The organism is Micromonospora sp. BQ32 (genome assembly GCF_059358895.1).
The window spans coordinates 1-17,882 of sequence record NZ_JCADBI010000034.1 but is presented as its reverse complement, the minus strand read 5'-3'; the positions used below and the strand labels follow the sequence as shown (position 1 = coordinate 17,882).

General features: G+C 70.6%; 15 protein-coding genes and 1 pseudogene. 4 read left to right on the top strand and 12 right to left on the bottom strand.

All coding sequences use genetic code 11. The features are described from left to right. Positions 1–585: 585 nt before the first annotated feature. The 9 genes and pseudogenes from AC5L30_RS32620 to AC5L30_RS32580 form a co-directional block, all read right to left on the bottom strand. Positions 586–880 (bottom strand): annotated as a pseudogene (locus AC5L30_RS32620) (pullulanase-type alpha-1,6-glucosidase); the annotation flags it as partial. Between the two features lie 858 nt (positions 881–1,738). Next, on the bottom strand, positions 1,739–2,071 hold the full coding sequence (locus tag AC5L30_RS32615) for a hypothetical protein (RefSeq protein ID WP_494872090.1): 333 nt from the start codon (positions 2,069–2,071) through the stop codon (positions 1,739–1,741). A 432-nt stretch (positions 2,072–2,503) separates the two neighbouring features. Then, entirely contained in the window at positions 2,504–3,247 is a 744-nt protein-coding gene (locus AC5L30_RS32610; RefSeq protein WP_494872088.1) for a class F sortase, read from the bottom strand. A 58-nt stretch (positions 3,248–3,305) separates the two neighbouring features. Continuing rightward, positions 3,306–3,974, bottom strand: a complete 669-nt coding sequence (locus tag AC5L30_RS32605; RefSeq protein ID WP_494872087.1) for a hypothetical protein — start codon at positions 3,972–3,974, stop codon at positions 3,306–3,308. Positions 3,975–4,237: 263 nt separating this feature from the next. Then, the gene (pulA, locus tag AC5L30_RS32600) at positions 4,238–9,733 is read right to left on the bottom strand and encodes a pullulanase-type alpha-1,6-glucosidase (protein WP_494872086.1); all 5,496 of its coding nucleotides are present in this window, start codon (positions 9,731–9,733) and stop codon (positions 4,238–4,240) included. A 110-nt stretch (positions 9,734–9,843) separates the two neighbouring features. Beyond that, positions 9,844–10,527, bottom strand: coding sequence for a cellulose binding domain-containing protein (locus AC5L30_RS32595; protein ID WP_494872085.1), 684 nt, complete (start codon positions 10,525–10,527; stop codon positions 9,844–9,846). A gap of 110 nt (positions 10,528–10,637) precedes the next feature. Then, positions 10,638–11,318 (bottom strand): hypothetical protein, encoded by a 681-nt coding sequence (locus AC5L30_RS32590; protein ID WP_494872084.1) that lies wholly within the window; start codon positions 11,316–11,318, stop codon positions 10,638–10,640. 97 nt (positions 11,319–11,415) lie between these two features. Continuing rightward, positions 11,416–11,805, bottom strand: coding sequence for a DUF6841 family protein (locus AC5L30_RS32585; protein WP_433310448.1), 390 nt, complete (start codon positions 11,803–11,805; stop codon positions 11,416–11,418). A gap of 37 nt (positions 11,806–11,842) precedes the next feature. Then, on the bottom strand, positions 11,843–12,622 hold the full coding sequence (locus tag AC5L30_RS32580; protein WP_494872082.1) for a hypothetical protein: 780 nt from the start codon (positions 12,620–12,622) through the stop codon (positions 11,843–11,845). Positions 12,623–12,641: 19 nt separating this feature from the next. Here AC5L30_RS32580 and AC5L30_RS32575 point away from each other — a divergent pair, with 19 nt between their 5' ends. From AC5L30_RS32575 to AC5L30_RS32560, 4 genes are all read left to right on the top strand, one after another. Then, positions 12,642–12,830 carry a hypothetical protein gene (locus tag AC5L30_RS32575; protein ID WP_494872081.1) on the top strand — a complete coding sequence of 63 codons (189 nt, stop codon included), beginning with the start codon at positions 12,642–12,644 and terminating at the stop codon, positions 12,828–12,830. Between the two features lie 79 nt (positions 12,831–12,909). Then, positions 12,910–13,107, top strand: coding sequence for a hypothetical protein (locus AC5L30_RS32570; RefSeq protein ID WP_494872079.1), 198 nt, complete (start codon positions 12,910–12,912; stop codon positions 13,105–13,107). After that, entirely contained in the window at positions 13,101–13,310 is a 210-nt protein-coding gene (locus AC5L30_RS32565; RefSeq protein WP_494872077.1) for a hypothetical protein, read from the top strand. Before AC5L30_RS32570 ends, AC5L30_RS32565 begins: the two co-directional genes overlap by 7 nt. 244 nt (positions 13,311–13,554) lie before the next feature. Beyond that, complete coding sequence (locus AC5L30_RS32560) at positions 13,555–14,562, top strand: FUSC family protein (protein ID WP_494872075.1); 1,008 nt, start codon at positions 13,555–13,557, stop codon at positions 14,560–14,562. 4 nt (positions 14,563–14,566) lie between these two features. Here the strand turns inward: AC5L30_RS32560 and AC5L30_RS32555 are convergent, their stop codons facing one another. From AC5L30_RS32555 to AC5L30_RS32545, 3 genes are read right to left on the bottom strand one after another with little or no spacing between them, the layout of a single operon-like run. Continuing rightward, a complete protein-coding gene (locus AC5L30_RS32555; protein ID WP_494872074.1) occupies positions 14,567–15,511 on the bottom strand; it encodes a hypothetical protein in 945 nt (314 codons plus the stop codon). After that, complete coding sequence (locus AC5L30_RS32550; RefSeq protein ID WP_494872072.1) at positions 15,508–15,999, bottom strand: hypothetical protein; 492 nt, start codon at positions 15,997–15,999, stop codon at positions 15,508–15,510. The genes AC5L30_RS32555 and AC5L30_RS32550 overlap by 4 nt, the downstream gene beginning before the upstream one ends. A 3-nt stretch (positions 16,000–16,002) precedes the next feature. After that, positions 16,003–17,223 carry a macrolide family glycosyltransferase gene (locus tag AC5L30_RS32545; protein ID WP_494872070.1) on the bottom strand — a complete coding sequence of 407 codons (1,221 nt, stop codon included), beginning with the start codon at positions 17,221–17,223 and terminating at the stop codon, positions 16,003–16,005. Between the last annotated feature and the right edge of the window lie 659 nt (positions 17,224–17,882).

Genomic DNA, 17,882 nt, shown 5'->3' with positions numbered 1-17,882 from the left:
TCGAACTCGACGACAAATCCACCGTCACCGACAACGACCCCAAGAACTGCGTCAACGTCAAAGACTGCCACGCCTGACCGGCCGCGCAGTGAACAGCCGAACCGTTGACGGCATCGGCTAAGGCAACCCCCTCCGGCCCGCCCGGGAACGGTCCAACCGGATCGGACCCGGCGGGCCGGAGGACCGCCGCCAGGAGAGACGAGCCGGCCCCCTTCCGTGGTCACCGCGTGAGGGGGCCGGCCACTGCCGTACTACTGCCGCACGAGACCGCGACGCTCCGCGCCGGCAGGTGGCCGCGGCGATCGTGGCCGTCCGCAGTACCTCGTCGGCGGAGGCCCGCAGCACCACGTCCGCCGCGCGCAGCCCGATCAGCTGCTGCGTCGCCACGCCTGGGATGGCGTTGAATACCATCACGGACTTTCGGCGCCCGTCGAGGCCGCGAGCGTCCAGCGTCCTGGTGAGCGCGCCGGGGTCCACGCCTCGTCGCAGAGCGGGAAGGCGCCGGCTGCTGCACGTGCTCCACGATGATCAGCCCGAACACCGGCGAGGAGGCGCGAATCCTTCAGCAGTTCGGCGTACCGGGCGTCGCGGCCGCTCGGTGCGGGCGGTGACGAAGCCGGTCCCCTGCCCCATTACGGGTGCTCAGCGCGAGCACCTGCATCCGGGACGGTCCGCCGCCGAGGTTGCCCGCGTGACCGCCTCTCCCAATGCGGCGGCGCAACCGGCCGGGCGAGCCGTTGTCGTCGACCTGGACGCCGGTCACCTCTGGTCCGACGGAGTCGGTGAATCGGTGACCGGCGAGTGCGCCGGCCAGCCCGACTTTGATCAGATCGTGCTCGAGCAGCAGCCGCGCGAGCTGCTGAGCCGCAGTGCCGATGACCTCGTTGCCGGAGCCGACGCGCCACATCAGCCACCCGACGGGCCGGGCGGAACGCGGCCGACCCGGACCGACCCGTCCGGTCGGTGGGACGCGGAAGGGGCCGGCCATCGCCAGCCCAGGAAGGGCGTGACAGCCGCGATCGGGGGCACGTCACCGGCGGTCGGGGCCACACCGCACCGGTTGAGAAGAATGCCGGCGCCGACCTGTGCCACTCTGAGCCCTGAGCGGCTACCTGGCACGAGAACTCATCCAGCCGGACGTGTCACCTGCGTGCCGACACCGATCTGTTCACGGACGTCCGGAGACCCGACATCGCCGGCAGCCCGGCCTCCGACCTGCGTGACGATCAGTATCGGGAGCTGACGGGTGGCTCGTAACGCCGTGGGGATCGGCAGATGCTGGCCGACCGAACAGGTCTTCCACAGTTCTCTGTGCCACAGGACCCGGTGGCGAAGGGTTCGGTCGTGGCGGCCGAGGTGGTGTGTGCGTTCGCGGGCAGCGGCGGCCGTTCACGTATGCCGCCGATCGAGGCTCGGGCGGTGTTCGCCGGGATGGTGCAGGCGCCAACACCACCACCGGGCCATACGTGGCCGCACCCGCCGCCCGGCTGCGGGGTGTCCACGGCACCGCGTACCGCCGTTGGTCGCCGGGAGCCAATCATCCTGCATGGTGAGCATCAGAAGTACGACAAAGAAGAGGCCAGCGGCACGCCACGGGAACCCGTGACCGCCGCTGGCCCTCCTGGCCAGGACGCAGCGGTGGGATGCCACCGAGCGCGTTGCCGGCATGCTGGCCCACCGCCGAGCCGCACGAGCGGCCCCGCTGATGCCGGCACCCCTCGAGCGGCTCGCGCAGCTCCTAGTCCTCCACGTCCACGTCCACGTCGATGTCGCGGATACAGACGATGAGGTTGTTGGGCTGAGTCCGGTTGTCGTTCGTCGCGTCAACCGTCACGGACTGCTCGAAGGTGACTTCGCTGTCCTCGATGTCGTTGTCGCTAATGATGTTGGCGGCGATCAGCTCGTTGAGCTGCTCGTTGGTCGCGCAAACGAATCCGTTGCGGTCCTTCGCCCTGGACTCCCCGTACTCCCCGTCGGACGCGGCGAACGCGGCGGCGGGCGCACTGAGCAGCAGTGCGGCGCTGCCCAGCACCACCCCGCCGGCGAGCTTGGTCAGAAACTTCTTCGACATGTCCCTCACTCCCTTCTGGTCGGCTCCGGAAGACGAGCCACCACGAACATAAGAGAGCTTCATGTCTGTTCGGAGCGCTTTTCAGGTTTCTGAGGCGAACATGCCTCTGGCTGCTATAAGACGTCCTAACAAAGCTCGGGAAACGTGCCGGACGTGATGACGCGAAGAAGGCTTCGCGGACGTCGCCGCCACGTTCCCACCGGATACGTAGCTCTTTCATGCCGTGGTACCAGCCGCCAGTGTGCCGGTGTCCAGCGCGAAAGATCCGCACAGCACCTGCCGGTCCGGCGCTGTGGTTTGGGCACCCGGGGCGCAAGCAACGGCTCGAATGCGCTGCCACAGCCCGTCCGGCACGATCCACGGCGGCTGCGGACACGCATCTGCGGCTGTCCCTCGCAGGTCACCACCTACGAGGGACAGGGAGTCAAGAGGTCACCGCACCAGCGTCGCGAACACCACGATGTTGTCCCTGTACGACCTCGCTGCCTTGTCGTAGCCGCCACCACAGGTGATCACGCGGAGCTGCGCCTTGCCGGTGTGACCGTAGACCTGCTTCAGCGGGAGCTTGGTCTTCGGGTAGCGGACCACGCCGTCGACAATGAATCGGGCCTTCTTGCCGTCTTTGCGGAGCACCTCGATGGTGTCTTTGGGTTTCAGCGCTCCCAGGCGGAAGAAGACTGCTCGCCCGGTGGCGCGTGAGTCGACGTGGCCCACCACCACCGCGGTCCCGGTCTCGCCGGGACTCGGTCCCAGCTTGTACCACCCGGCCGTATCGGGCTGGTTGAACGGTGGGACCGCGATCTGCTGGTTCCGGTCCAGCCCGAGCGGAGTCGTCGGCGCGTCAACGCCGATCCGCGGGATCCTGATGCGGGTAGGTTGTGATCGCGGCATCCCGGCCAACGTCGGTGAGGGAGACGGGCGGGTCGCGGCGGATTTGGATCCGTTCTCGAGGCGGTCGCGCGCGCTGTGCGCCTCGCCGTGGGTCGCCCCGGTGGTCGGCGACGCCTTGGCTTCGCTCGGCGTCGGATCTGGTGTGGCCGGTTCGTCCGCCAACGGCGACAGCAGGGACAGCGGTGCGGCGGCGGGGTCGGGCTGTGGTGGCGGTCCGACCGGATCAGAAACGGTGGCCGCGTGCACGATCAATCCTGCTCCGGCAAGCGTGACGACGACGACCATGACGAGGCCGACGGCACGCCACGGGAACCCGTGGCGGCCGCCGGCGCTCCTGGCCGCCCTAGGCGACAGTGCCATCGGCCGACCGTCGACGCAGCAGTGCGATGCCACCGAGCACGCCCACGCCCACCATGCCGGCACCGGTCGCCGTCAGAACACCGGTGTTGGTGTCGGAGAACGCGCCGCCGTCACCGGCCGCGACGCCGGCCGTGCTCGGGAGGATCCAGGCTCCGTCCGGACCCGCGTACGCGCCGCCAGCCGCGGCGGTGTCGCCGGCAGGCTGGCCCACCGGCGATCCAACCCGGCCGATACTGGCCTCGACCATCCTGAGGAGGTCGCCGAGCAGGTCGGTCTCCACGTCCACCTCCACCTCGAGGTCGCGGATGCAGACGACGATGGTGTTGGGCTGGGTTCTGTTGTCGTTCGTCGCCGACTGCGCAGCGTTCAGGTTGAAGGTGACGACGCTGTCCTCGATGGTGTTGTCCTTGACGATATTGGAGATGTTCTGCTCGTTGATCTGCTTGGTGGTTGCGCAGGTGACCCCGTTACCGTCCTTGTCCTTCAGGGCGAACGTCTTTGGCTTGTCGTCTGACTTCTCCGATTTCTGCCCCTGGTTCGAGGCCGTGGTCTCCTTTGTTGGCCCGTCGTCGGGCGCGGCGAGCGCGGTGGCGGGCGCAGCGAGCAGCAGCGCGGCGCTGCCCAACACCATCCCGCTGGCGAGCTTGGTCAAGAACCTCATCGACATGTTCCTCATTCCCTTCTGGTCGGCTCAGGAGGACGAGCCAAGACGAACGTTAGGCTGATTCATACCGAACGAGAGGAGTTTGCAGGTTTCGTAACATCTAGGACTTAAGGCGCAGTAAGTAGCTAATCTGCATCCCCTGGGGGGTAAGGACACTTCTGTCCGCCCGGCCTGGGTAGCGGCAACGATCGGCTGACGCAGAAGGGCCGGCCCCCTCCGTGAGAGCGGAGGGGGCCGGCCCTTCGTTCGGGTCAGCGCTGCACGAAGACCGCCACGCTGCGGGCCGGCACCCGGAACGTGCCGCTCGCCGCGTCGAACGACGCCGTATGCAACACCGGGTCCGCGGAGTCGCGCAGCACCGGGTGCAGCGTGACGTCCGCGCCGCGCAGCCCGGCGAGCTGCTGCGTCACCGCCTGCGGGGTGGAGTTGAAGACCACCGTCACCGACGTCCACCGCCGGTCCAGGCCCCGGCCGTCGAGCGTCATGGTGAGCACGCCGGGCGTCTCCGCCCTGCCGGAGAGCGGGAAGGCGACCCGCTTCTGCACCTCGTCGGCCGTGGCCAGCCCGAACACCGGCGACGACGCCCGGATGCGCAGCAACTCGGCGTACCGGGCGTCGGTGGTGTTGATCGCCGCGCAGTCCGGCACCAGCGCCGGGTCGGCCAGCAGCGGCTTCGCGTACGACCACTTGTCCTCGTTGTCGGGCGCGGGCGGCAGACCGGCGCCGAACCCGTTGCCCCGTTCACAGCCCCAGCGGATCTGGTTGAACCAGTCACCGGAGTTGTACGAGTTGCGGTCCAGCGACTTCGACCGCAGCCGTTCGGTGCCGGCGGTGACGAACCCGGTGCCCTGCCCCAGCACCACCGTGCCCAGCGCCAGCACCTGCATCCGGGAGCGGTCCGTCGCCGTCGTGGCCTGCGGCAGTTTGTACGCCAACGCGTCGTACAGGATCTCGTTGTCGTGCGCGTCGGCGTAGGTGACGGCCTCCCCCGGCGCGGCGGTGTAGCCGGCCGGGGAGCCGTTGTAGTCCACCTGCGCCCCGGTGACCTCACGCCCGGCGGTGTCGGTGAACCGGTAGCCGCGCAGGTTGCCGGTGAGCCCCACCTTGATCAGGTCGTGGGCGTGCAGCAGCCGGGCCTTCTGCTCGGCCGGTGACCCGTTGACCGCGTCGCCGTTCGGGTCGGTGTAGAGCCCGGAGGCGAAGCCCTGCACGCGCGGGTTGGCGTCGAACGGCCCACCGCCGCGCACCGCGTCGCGCAGCCGGTCGTTGAAGGTGCCGATGCCGGTGCCGGCCATGTTGGCCTGGGTGGCCTGCACGAAACGGGCGTCGTTGGCGACCTCGCCGAAGTTCCAGCCCTCGCCGTAGAGCAGGATCGACCGGCCGTCCACGCCGTCGCGGGCGACGGTCAACCGGTCCAGGGCGGTACGGACGGCCAGGATGTTCGCCTTCGGGTGGTGACCCATCAGGTCGAAGCGGAAACCGTCCACCTTGTACTGCCGGGCCCAGGTGACCAGCGAGTCGACCACCAGCTTGCCCATCATGGCGTGCTCGGGAGCGGTGTTGGCGCAGCAGGTGGAGTTGGCGACCGCGCCGTCCTCCAGCAGCCGGTGGTAGTAGCCGGGCACGATCTGGTCGAGCACCGACTTCGCGTCGGTGCCGGACGCCGACGTGTGGTTGTAGACGACGTCCATGACCACCCGCAGCCCGGCGTCGTTCACCCCGGCGACCATCCGCCGGAACTCGGTGGTCCGCGCCGCGCCGACCGGGTCGACGGCGTAGCCGCCCTCCGGCACGGTGTAGTGCAGCGGGTCGTACCCCCAGTTGTAGCCGTCGGTTTCGGCGACCGCCGCCACGCACTTCTGCTGCTCCGGCGAATCCGGCGGAAGCGCCGCCAGGTCGCAGGCCGGCTGGCGCTGGTCGGCCCGCCTCTCGGGGATCGTCGCGAAGTCGAACGCCGGCAGCAGGTGCAGGTGGGTGACCCCGGCGTCGCCGAGCGCCCGCAGGTGGGTCATGCCGGCGGTCTTCGGGTCGGTGAAGGCGAGGAACGTCCCCCGCCGCTCGGCCGACACGGTGTCGTCGGCGATGGAGAAGTCCCGCACGGACAGCTCGGTGATCTGCGCCTTCGCGGGCGGCACCGGCGCCGGTTTGCGCAGCGTGCGCCACCCGGGGGGTGCCAGCGCCGGATCGCTCAGGCCGACCAACTGGCTGTGCGTGGAGTCCGCGGCGAGGGCCACCGAGTACGGGTCGGTGACCGACGCGGTGACCATCCGCTGCGTCGCCGGCTGCCAGGCCCGTACCTCGTACCGGTAGAACGTGCCGGTCCAGCTGTGGTCGCCGCGCACCGACCAGACGCCGGTGCGGTCGTCGCGGCGCATCGGCACCGTTTTCGGCTCGGCGGTGGGCGAGTCGAACAGTTGCAGGCGCACGCTGCGGGCGGTCGGCGCCCACAGCGCGAGGCTCGGCGTCCGGCCCGCGAAGGTGGGCCCGAGGGTGGCGTCGGTCGCCCGGGAGTACACGTCGTCGAGCACGCCGGGGAGCTGCACGCCGGTCGCGGCGAGCAGCGCGCCCTCGGCGTCGCGCTCGGTGACCAGCAGCTGCCCCCGCAGCGCCGCCGGGACCTTGGCCAGGTCCGCCCGGTCCAGGGCGAAGCTACGGTACGACCACAGGTGCGGGAACCTGTCGCGTTGGGCCTCGGTGAGCCCGTTGCGCTGTGCCCGCAGCGGCAACGTGGTGTACGTGCCGGTCAGCTCCCCGTCGACCACGCTGACCCCGCCGGTGGGCGCGGCGACCAGCGCGTACGTCTTGCCGTTGGTCGGCGGTGTCTGCCACGCCACGGTGGACCGGTCGATCCAGTGCGCCTTCTGCTTGCTGATGTCGGTGTCCCCGCTGGCGGTGGTGGCCGTCGACGGCAGCAGGCGGCCCGGCGTGGCGGCAAGGAGCCACACCTCCCGGCCGGCGCTGGCGAAGTCGAGCCGCTGGTCGTCGGGCAGGTCCTTGGTGTCACCCTGGTGGATGATGTAGTTCAGGCCGGTGGCACCGGCAGCCAGTGGCACCCGGAACACCGCCCCGAACGCGTCGATCGAGGTCGGCCGCAGCGGGGCGGTCCACTCGGTCGGGTTGGCCGCGCCGTCCCACAGGTGCAGGCCCCAGCCGTCGTAGTTGCCGTCGGCCCGCCGGTAGTGGAGCACGGCGGTGCCCTCCTCGACCGGCGGGGCCGGCTCACCGGTGGCCGCCTGCCTGCTCGGGTAGATCGCCGGGTCGCCCTGTTTGAGCCAGATCTCGCCGGTCTGGGTGACGTCGATGCTGCGGTCCTGGGCGACGTCCTTCGTACCAGCCTTGTCGACAACCAGGAAGTTCACCGACGTCGCGCCCGGCTTGAGTTTCACCCAGGCGAACCGGCCGTAGGAGTCCTCCCCGGCGAACGGCTGCCCCTTCGGCCACTCGGTGACGTACGCCGGGTCGATGTCACCCCAGGCGTACAGCCCCCAGTCGTCGTACCCGCCGGCGGGGCGCTGGTAGTGCACCACCGCCCACTCCCGGGAGCTGCCCTGCGGCGGGGTGCCCACGACCGCGGTGGACCGGGCGGTGGCGGTACGGCCCCGGCCGTCGCGGACCACCGCCTTGTACTCGACCCGGGTGCCGCCGGCCAGGCCGGTCAGGTCGTGCTGCACGGTGTACGGGGCGTGGTCGGCGCTGCCCAGCAGCGTCCACCGGCCGCCGGCCACCCGGGCCGCGACGGTGACGGTGGCCAGTGGGTCGCCGGTCACCCGGGCGGTGACCGCCGCCCGGGTGGCGACCGACGCGTCCGGAGCGGGGCTGGTGATGGTGATGGTCGGCTTGTCGGCCGCCGGTGCGATGGGGCTGCCGGCCCGGTGCACCGCCGCCGACAGCGGCGGCACGGTGAGGGTCAACTCGCCGTCGCCGCTGGCCTTCGCGTCGCCCGAGCCGCCGTAGATGCCGGTGAAGGTGGCGCCGGCCGACCAGGTGTCCACGGTGACAGTCTGCGCGGTGTCGGCGTTGTTCACGGCCACCACGTACTCGGTGCGGTCGGCCGGGGCGATCCGGGAGGCGGCGAAGACGCCCGGCCCGTCGGCCGCGTACCGGGTGACCTGCACACCGTCGCGCAACGCCGGGTGGGCCTGACGCAGCCGGCCCAGGTCGGCGATGGTCCGGTACAGCGGGTGGGCCGGGTCGAACTGGTCGCTGGCGTGGGTGCGGTCGGTGCCGAGCAGGTCGTCGTCGAGGTAGTCGGGAACCTTCGACGCGAACATGTCCTGGCGGGCGTCCTTGTCGCCGCCCGGGCCGGTGAAGCCCTGTTCGTCGCCGGAGTAGACCACCGGCTGGCCACGGGTCAGGAACATCAACTGGTGCGCGAGCTGGTCGCGACGCAGGTGACTGGCCGGATCGCTGCCGCCACCGGCGATGAACGAACCGATCCGGCCCATGTCGTGGTTGCCGAGGAAGGTGGTCAACCGGCGCGCGTCGGTGTCCCGGGCCGTGTAGAGGTCGTCGCGGGCGTACACGTCGGCGAGCGCCTTCGCGGAGCCGGCGCCGGCGGTGAAGCCTCGCGCGGCCTCCTGGAAGGCGAAGTCGAGGGTGGCCGGCAGGCCACCCTGCCGGACGTAGCTGGAGCTGATCTCCGGGTCGGCGCTGTACACCTCGCCGAACATGAAGAAGTCCTTCTTGCCGGCCCGCTCGGCGGCCCGCTCGATGCCCTGGCTGAACTGCGGCCAGAAGTCCATGTTGACGTGCTTCACGGTGTCCAGTCGGAACCCGTCGACGCCGGTCGCGCCGATCCAGTCCCCGTACGCCTTGGTCAGGCCGCGGACCACCTCGGGGCGTTCGGTCCACAGATCGTCGAGGCCGAAGAAGTCGCCGTACTCGCTGTTCTCGCCAGCGAAGGTGGAGTCACCCCGGTTGTGGTACATGGTGGCGTCGTTCAGCCAGGCCGGGACCTTGACGCCGGCGTCCTTCGGCTCGGCGAACGTCGGCGTGTACGGGAAGGACTCCTGGTTGACCACCGGGAACGCCCGGCTGCCGTCGGCGTAGTTACGGTCCTCGAACGCCCGGCCCTGCGCGTCGGTGTACGGCGAGGTCGCCTTGTCCACGTACGCGTACTTGTCCTCGGCGTACGTGATGACGTCGGCGGTGTGGTTGACGATCACATCGAGGTAGATCTTGATGCCGCGTTGGTGGGCGAGTTTGACCAGCCGCTTCATCTCCTCCATGGTGCCGAAGTGCGGGTCCACCTGGGTGAAGTCGGTGATCCAGTAGCCGTGGTAGCCGGCCGAGATGTCGTTGCCGGCCCCCTGCACCGGCCGGTTCTTGAAGATCGGGGCGAGCCAGATGGCCGTGGTGCCCATCCCCTGGATGTAGTCTAACTTGTCGATGACGCCCTTGAGGTCGCCGCCGTGGTAAAAGCCCTTGTCGGTGGGGTCGAGGCCGGTTCGCAGCCGGTCACCGGTGAGGCCGCCCCGGTCGTTGCGGGGGTCTCCGTTGGCGAACCGGTCGGGCAGGACGAAGTAGAACTGCTCGGCGCGGGCGGAGGTGCCGCCGGCCTTCAGCAGCGCCTCGGCGGTGGGTTCGTCGCCCCACTGGGTTGCGCCGCCGATCGCGAGCGGGGCGCCGTCGGACGGCCGAGGGCTCGCGGCGGCGGGATGCACGGCGACCGGAGCGCCGGCGAGCGTGACGGTGAGCAGGGAGGCAAGGGCCAGCAGGGCGGTGCGCGGTATCGGCGGGGGTTTCATCGACGCCTTCCTCTGGTCGCTGATTGGCCGCACGCTAACCCTTGCCGAAACATTCTGCAATACTTTGCAAACATGGTCGCAACAAAGCAGCTTCCTTGCGGAAGCGCCGCTCAGAGCCCGTTGCAGCGCACCCCGTCCACCGTGCACTCCCGTGGCGTGCTGACCGTCCGCTCCATGTGGAACCGCAACGACACCGAACCGCCGGGCGACACCTCAACCCCGCTGACGTACGTGAAGCCGTCGTCGGACTGGCGGACCGTCCCCTGCGGGACGCCCTCGACCCAGGCGGTCACCAGCCGTCCACCGGAGAACTCCAACCGCACCGTCCAACCACGGCTCTGGGCGGACACGTTGGCCATCGCCACCTCGCCGATGAAACCCCCGTCGAAGCTCTGCACCACCCGGTACCGCCCGGTCATCCCCGGCTGACCCGGCGCGGCCCGGCTCGGCGACCGCGTCGCCGTCGGCCTCCCGGTCGAACCGACCGTCGGATCGGCCGACGGTGAACCGGACCCGGCCGCGGCGCTCGGCGGCAACCCACTCGCACGCGCGGACAACCCCGGCAGCACCGGCGCGGGAGACGGCACCGACGTGGGTACGCTCGGCGCCGCCACCGCGGACGGCACCGGCAGCGCCGGCGGCTGGGCGCCGTCCGGCGCGGGGCTACGTCCCCGGTACGCGCCCAGGGCCACGAAGAGCAGGACCACCATCACGACCACACCGGCGCCCACCACGATCCAGGGTGACGTTGCGATCGCGACCGGACCGTGCGGCGGGCGCGCAGTACGACGCATGCCGGACATGTACCTCCTTCAGCGGACCGTCCGGGCAGCGTAGCGATCGGCGGCCCGGGCCGGAAAGCCTTGGCGGCACAACGCCGCCGTACCACCGACCCGGCTCCAGCTCAGCCGATCCGGCAGTCGACCCCGTTGATCGTGCACTTGAGCGGTCGCTCCGCCGACTCACCCCAGCCGACGCGCAACCGCAGCGTCCGAGAGTCACCCGGTTGCAGCGAACGGGTACCGCGCAACACGAACTCCCCGTCCCCACGCCCCCGCACCGAGACGCCCGAGTCATCACCCACGCGCAGACTCCACGTGTCGTCGTCGAAAGCCAACTCCACCTGCCAGTCCACCGATTGACTCGACTCGTTGGCGATCGAGAGCACCGCCGCGTCCCCGTCCCAGCCGTCCGTACCGACCTGGTACCGGGCGCTGACCGTGTCGTCCGCCGGTGCCGCCGGCGCCGCCAGCACGCTCGTCCGCCCCGGAGTCGGCGAGCCGGTGACGGTGGCCCGCGGCGACGGCGTCCGACTGCTGCGCGACGGGCGCGGCGACACCGAACGCCGCTCCACACCGGCCGGGGTCGGCCCACCGGTGGCCGACGCGGCGGCCGGCACGGTCGGCAGGAACGCCGGAGGCGCGGCCTGCCGAGGGGCGTCCCGCTCCCTGGTCCGGAACGACAACAGCGCGATGACCAGAAGCACCACCAGCGCGCACACACCGAGCAGCACCACGATCCACGGCACCGATGCCAACACTCGCGCCGCCCGCGAATCTGCCGCACCGTCCGGCCGCACTGCCATCAGGTCTCCCCTCGTCCCCACCGACGCGACAGCGTAGCCAGCGATGCACGGACCAAAAACCGGGCGGGTACGGATCGGGCCGACCGGCCCCGGTCGGTCAGCCCGTCCGGACGACCGTGCAGATGAGTGGGCCGTCATCCGAGGTGCGCAGCAGGTAGCGGTACCGCTCCCCGGGCACCGCCTGCCCCCGACTGTCCAGGAACTCCCACTCCACCGCAACCATCGTCAACAGCGCGGACACCGGCTGTACGTCCTCGATCCGGGCATGGGCCGCGACCAACTCCCGGTCCTGGTAGTCGGGTGCGGCACCCACGAAGGACAGCGCCACCGCCGCCGCCGACGTGAACGAGAAGCTGTACGTGTCGGCCACCACCAACCCTGGCAGGGCGTAACAGCCGGCGATGGCCGGCAGATCGCCGGAGGTCAACGCCACGCCGTACCGGTCGAAGAAGTCGGCCAACGTGTCAAGATCCGTGGAGGCGTTCACGGTCACAGCAATTGCCGGTCACCGCACAGGTCAAACCTCAACGCGGCGGCACCCGCACCTCGATCTCCGCACCCAACCGGGCGTCGGCGGCCAGACCAAGGTCGTCCCCACTCCAGAACCGCCCCGGGTCATACCAGTTCGGACGCCGGCCCGCCGGCAGCAACCCCATGGCCTCATAGGTCACCGCCACCACCTCGGCGCAGTACGCCGTCTCCAGCGCCCGGTCCCGCTCCCCCGCTGATCGGGCCGGACTGGCCGGGCCGGAGGGGTTGGCGCGGTCAGCCTGGTTGGCGCGGCCGGCCGTGGTCGGTCGAGGTGTCGGCTGGCCGAGGCGTGACAGCGCCGACAGCCGACCGAGGTGCGGCAGCGCGGGAAGCCGGCCGGGGCGCGGCAGCGCCGGCACCCGACCACGCACCCAGCGCCACGCCAACTGGGCGGTCGACGGGAACGGCGTGCCGTCCAACCGCGCGATCGTCCGCAGCACCGCCCGCTCCATCTCCGCGTCGACCGGCGGGTCGAGCTGCCGCAGCCAGGCCCGTTGGCCGTACCGGTTGGCCCAGACGCAGACCGCGTCCCGCAGGTCGTGCAGCTGGACGCCGCGCTGGTGGCTGCCCGACCACAGGTCCGGCAACGACCTGCCCAGCTCCGCGTGCCACATCAGCGGCGGCATGTCGTCCAGCACCACCGCCATCCCGACGTGGTTCACCGGGCTGTTGGTGGTGAACTGGATCGCCCGGTCCGGCACGCTGCGACCCCGGAACACCCACACGTCACCGGTCCGGGTCAACTCGACGGCCTCATCCAGGCTGATGCTCATGAGGGTCTAGCCTAGGCCGATGCGGCAACGAATGCGGTGGTGGAAGGTTCTCGGGCTGGCCGGGCTCGCCGGCGTCGCGGCCTCCGGTGTGGTCATCGCGCGGGCGGAACGGCGTCGGCGCGCGTACACCCCGGAGGAGATCCGGCAGCGGCTCCTGGAGCGGCACGCCCAGGCCGGCGACACCGCGAAGCCCGGCGACCCAGCCTGACCGACCGTCCCCTGTAGATCGTCGCCGGGGCGACCTGCACCTGCCCACCCACAGTGGTCCCGCGCCCGCCGTCGTGGTGGTGCACGGCGCACCCCTGCCGCCCGATGCGCCCGACCCACGCGACTGGCTGCTCTACCGCGGCTACGGCGCGCTGCTCGCCGCGAGCGGCGTGGTCACCGCGCTGGTCAGCTACCAGGTGTCCGACCTGTCGGCGCTGCCCGCCGCAGCCGACGACATCGCCGCCATGGTCGAGCAGGTCCGCGCCGACTGGTGCTGACCCGGGCCGGCCAGGACATCCCACCGGTGCTGGCCGGCATCGACGCGTTCCTCCCCGCGGCGACCGCCCAGGGCTGGCCGCTGCGGGTGATCGAGGTGCCGGACGGGCAGCACTCCTTCGACATCCTCAACCACAATCCGCAATCCGAGACAGCCGTACTGGCCGCCCGCGACGCGGTCCTGGAGCTACTCGACGCCGGCTGACCCACCCCGCCAGCCGAACCCCTCCACCCGTGCGCAGGCTTCCGTCGGTGGCGGATCAGATTGGGGATCTCTCGCACCCGACGTTCGCCGTCGTACGACGATCGTCAGAGAGCCGATCGACGGTGGGGGGTGAGAGGTGCGCAGCAGACGTCGGGGTGCCCGACCGGCGGAGAGTGCGCTGCGCGAGGGCCGGGAGGCCTATGAACGGCTTCGCACCTACCTCATCCTCGCGGTGCAGGCGGGTGTGGCCGCCGGGTTGGCCTGGTTCATCGCCAGCGACCTGCTGCACAATCCGCAGCCGCTGTTCGCACCCGCCGCCGCGGTCGGCACGATCGCGGCGGCCGTCGGCAATCGGGCCCGTCGCACTCTGGAACTTCTCGCCGGGGTGATCCTGGGGGTTCTGGTCGGAAACGGGATCATACGGTTCATCGGGGCGGGACCCATACAGACCGGCGTGGTCGTGGCCCTGACCATTTCGGCGGCAGCCGTCTTTCGAGGCAGCGGAGCCGTCATGGTGCAGGCGGGGAGCACCGCCGTCCTGCTCGGAACGGTGTCTCCGGAACGGCCGGATCTGGCCGTTCCGCGGACGGCGAACGCGCTGGTAGGGGTGCTGGTGGCCATCGTGGTGGCCTTGCTGATTCTGCCGCTCAACCCGGTGCGGATCGTGCATCGCGCCGCTGGCCCGGCAGTCGATGCCATCGCCCGGGAAATGACCGCCACCGCCAAGGCGCTGGCTCACCGCGACGCGCGGCAGGCCGAGGAGTCCCTCCAGCGACTGCGCGCGGCAGAGGCGGCCCGACGCAACATGGGCGATGTGGTCGCCGCAGCATGCGAAGTCGCGATTCTGTCACCGTGGCGGAGACGACGGCTGGGCATCATGCGCCGGTACGCGCGGGCGGCCGAGCACCTTGAACTCGCCTACACCAGCAGCCGCGAGATGGTGCAGTGGGCGGTGTCGGCTCTGCACGCCCGGGAGACGCTGCCGGCCGGCCTCTCCACAGCGATCGAGCACTTCGGCCAGGCGTTCAGGCTGCTGCATCGTGACTTCCTGGCCGGACGGGAGCCGGACCGTGCGCGGGAGCGAGCGCTACAGGTGATCACCGACATCAACGAGGCATGCGCCGAGGGTGTCGGGTCGTCCGGGTCCGTCGTCGTCTCGCAACTGCGCGTTGTCGTCAGTCAACTGCTTCAGATCTCCGGGCTCCCCCAGACAGAGGCGAATCAGCGGGCGGGCTTGAACGCCGACGTGTGAGCGTTCAGGGCCGCGGGCCTTCGGTTTCCGACGTCAGGCTGAGGCGATCCCGGATCAGCGTGATCACGGTGTCGGTGGTCCGGTCGAGGTGGCTGCGGCCATCGGGCAAGCGGGCCTCCGGCGCGATGTAGCTGCGGGGACCGATGTGCGTGGCCGGGTCGAGCCGGTGCACGGTGATCTTCCCTTCGCGGTCGGCCCGGTTCCAACCGCTCCAGCGGAACAGCCGCCACCGCTGCGGAAAGATCCAGGTGCCGACTCGCTCGATCCAGTCGCCGGCACTGGTGAGCTGGTAGAGGTGCTGGGCATGGGTGATGTCGTTGGCACCGTTGTGGAACCCGCCGAGAGTGATCAGCCAGAGCGGGGCGCGCAGTTCGGACCACAGTTCGTTCACCGCACCGCTGGCGACCTGGGCGCCACCGCTGTAACTGAGCAGGACCACGGGTATACCGCTGTCTGGCCGGTAACCGGCGACCCGAAGCTCGGTGGCGATCTGCGCGCCGACGGCCCGGTTGTACAGGGGACGGTAGCGGCGGTCGGCGGCGACGAAGATCTGCATCACGTTGTGCAGGAACAGCAGCAGCCCGATGTGGCGGCGCACCCAGTTCCAGACCGGCCGGTCGGCGAGCGGCACGGCCAGCGGGGAGTAGGGCTGCACCTGGCCCAGCACCCTGAGCTCCGGCGCTCGGTTGATCAGGCTCTTGACCAGTCGGCCACCATCGCGGGTGTCGTGGAAACGGCGTTTACCGATGCCGTCCAGATAGACCAGGTACGCGTCCGGAGGGCGGTCCGGATCCGCGCCGCGGGCGTAGGACATGCCCTCGGGGCGGGAGATGGTGGGTGTGCGCCAGCCCGCGGCGTAGACCAGCACCTCGTAGCGGGCAAGCAGGGCCTCGGCGATCAGCACCAGTCCCAGCCCTCCGAGCAGCAGCAGGAGCGCCAGTCCGATCACGCGACTGTCTCCGGTGCTCGTCTGGTGTTGAGCTTCACGACGAGGCGGCGCACGGCCTCGACGGAGACGCCGAGCCCGACGCCCGCGACCGCTACGCAGCCGGCGGCCTCCCACCAGCCAACTCCGGCCACCGTGGCGAGTACACCGGCGAGGCCGGCGCCCACTCCCACCATGAGCAACAGGTGCAGCAGTGGCCCCAGAAGCGGGAACGCGAGGACCCCAGCAAGCACCAGCGGAGCAGCCAGCCCTGGTGTCCAGACCAGTCCGGCATCGTCGGACGGTGAGGTGGGCAGCACCAGACCGGCAAGGGCCCACGCGGACAGCGGCCAGAGCGCGAACACCGCTCCGTCAACGATCGCGCCCGCCAGCAATAGGCTGACCACTCTCACGTGCGACACGCCGGACAGGCGTGCCACCACCGGCAGGAGACGCCCGGCGGCCTCGGACAGCCCGGCGACCAGCAGCAGGATGACGACGACGGCAGACATCGGTCAGCCCTGCGGTGGCAGGTCGGCGGAGCCCGGCTGCGTCACCGAGCCGGTCTGCTGCACGAAGTGCTCCAGTACGTCGGCGGCACGCGCATAGCCGCCCGCCTGACGTTGGGCGACCTGCAGGGTGCTCGCGGCGGCCCGGAATCGAGGCTCGTCGAGCAGGCGCTGAGCGAGGGTCCGCACGGCCTGCACCGTGACGTCCTCGGTGCGGATCGACAGGCCGGCATCGAGCTCGACGATGCGGGAAGCCACCAGCAGTTGGTCGGCGCCCTGCGGGACCACCAGCATCGGAGTGCCGGCGTACAGGGCCTCGTTGACGCTGTTCACCCCGCCGTGCGTGATGAACAGCGTTGCGCGGGCCAGCACCTCCAACTGCGGTACGGAACGGTGGGCGAGCACGTTGCCCGGTAGCGGGCCGAGCGCGGCGGGATCGGTGTGTCCGGTGGAGATGATCACGGTGCCACCCAGCGGGGCGAGCGCATCGGCGAAGGTGCGCAGCAGCTGCGGGGCGTCGAACACCGTGCCCATCGAGGCGTACACCACCGGGTCCCGCAGTCGATCGACCGGGAACGACGAGTCTGCGGGGCGGGCACCGATGCTCGGCCCGACGAACTGGTAGGACTGGTCGAAACTGTCCGCCTCGGGGTGGAACGCCCGCGAGGTATAGACCAGGTTGAGCGGCTGACGGATGTTGGCCAGGTCGATCAGGGGCAACCTGCGGGTGTCGTACCGGCGGCGCAGCTCCCAGCGGGACCTCAGGTACCCCGCGGTGGGACGGGGAAGGGCCGCCGCGGCGCCGAGCAGCTCCCAGGAGCCGCGGGTCGGGCTCGGCACGTGCCGGTTGAAGGCGAACGTGGTGAACGACGATGCCGGCGGCACGCCGAGTTCCCGGGCGGCCACCGGCCCCCACGGGCAGAGGGAGTCGTGCACGATCAGGTCGGGTCGGGTGCCCCGCAGGTCGGTGAGGACGGCGGGCAGCACGCGTACGGCGGTACGCGCAAGCTGCTCCATCACCGTGACGGGCGTCGGCGGGCCGGAGAGCGGTGGGTCGTCCCCGGGGTAGAGGTGCACTCGCGCCCCGGTGGCCGCGATCTGCTCGGCGTAGGCCGGCGTCGTGTGGTACGTGACGGAGTGGCCACGACGAACAAGCTCGCCCACGACAGGCAATGTCGGGTTGATGTGCCCGTGCATGGCGATGTTCAGGAATGCCACTGCGCTCATCGGTCGACCCCGGGCGGGGAAGGAGCCAGAGCCCGGCAAAATGCAGCGTCCATGATCCACCCTTCTCGGTCAGAGCCTAGATGTTGCCTGGTGGCATCGCGCCGGGGACCAGGTACTCGACCCGTAAGCGGCCGACTCAGACCGTCTGGCACTTGATCAGCCGCGCCACGCCGTCAGCGTCGAATGTCCGGTTCGCCCCTGGCCGGGCAGGGGCGCGACCAGCGCAAACGGGCAACTTCCACTCGACTTTCATGATGTCGGGGGCTCTCGGGCGCCGAGACACCGCGATTTCACTGAACCCGAGTCGATCATGCTGTTCGTCCGCGGTGTCGGGTTGGCCACCGGGCAGGATGTCGGTTTCGGGCAGAGTTGCCGGGTGGTCGGGGCCACCCCGACGGCGGAATCGCCGGCCGGGCCGGGTCGTTATACCTGGCAGACCACCGCAACAGCCCTGGTCATAGTGGCCGGCCGGCCACGCCGGGAACCGCCGCCAGGTCCTCCCGGCGGAACCCGCAGCCGGGAACACTCGCCAGGCGGCCCCGGTTACACCCCCCGCACGGCCGAGCAGCACAACAGGCCGACCCCGCACGGCCGAGCACGAGCACCACAACAGGCCGACGCGCAGGCGGAATGATCCGCCACCGGCACCCGTTGCACCC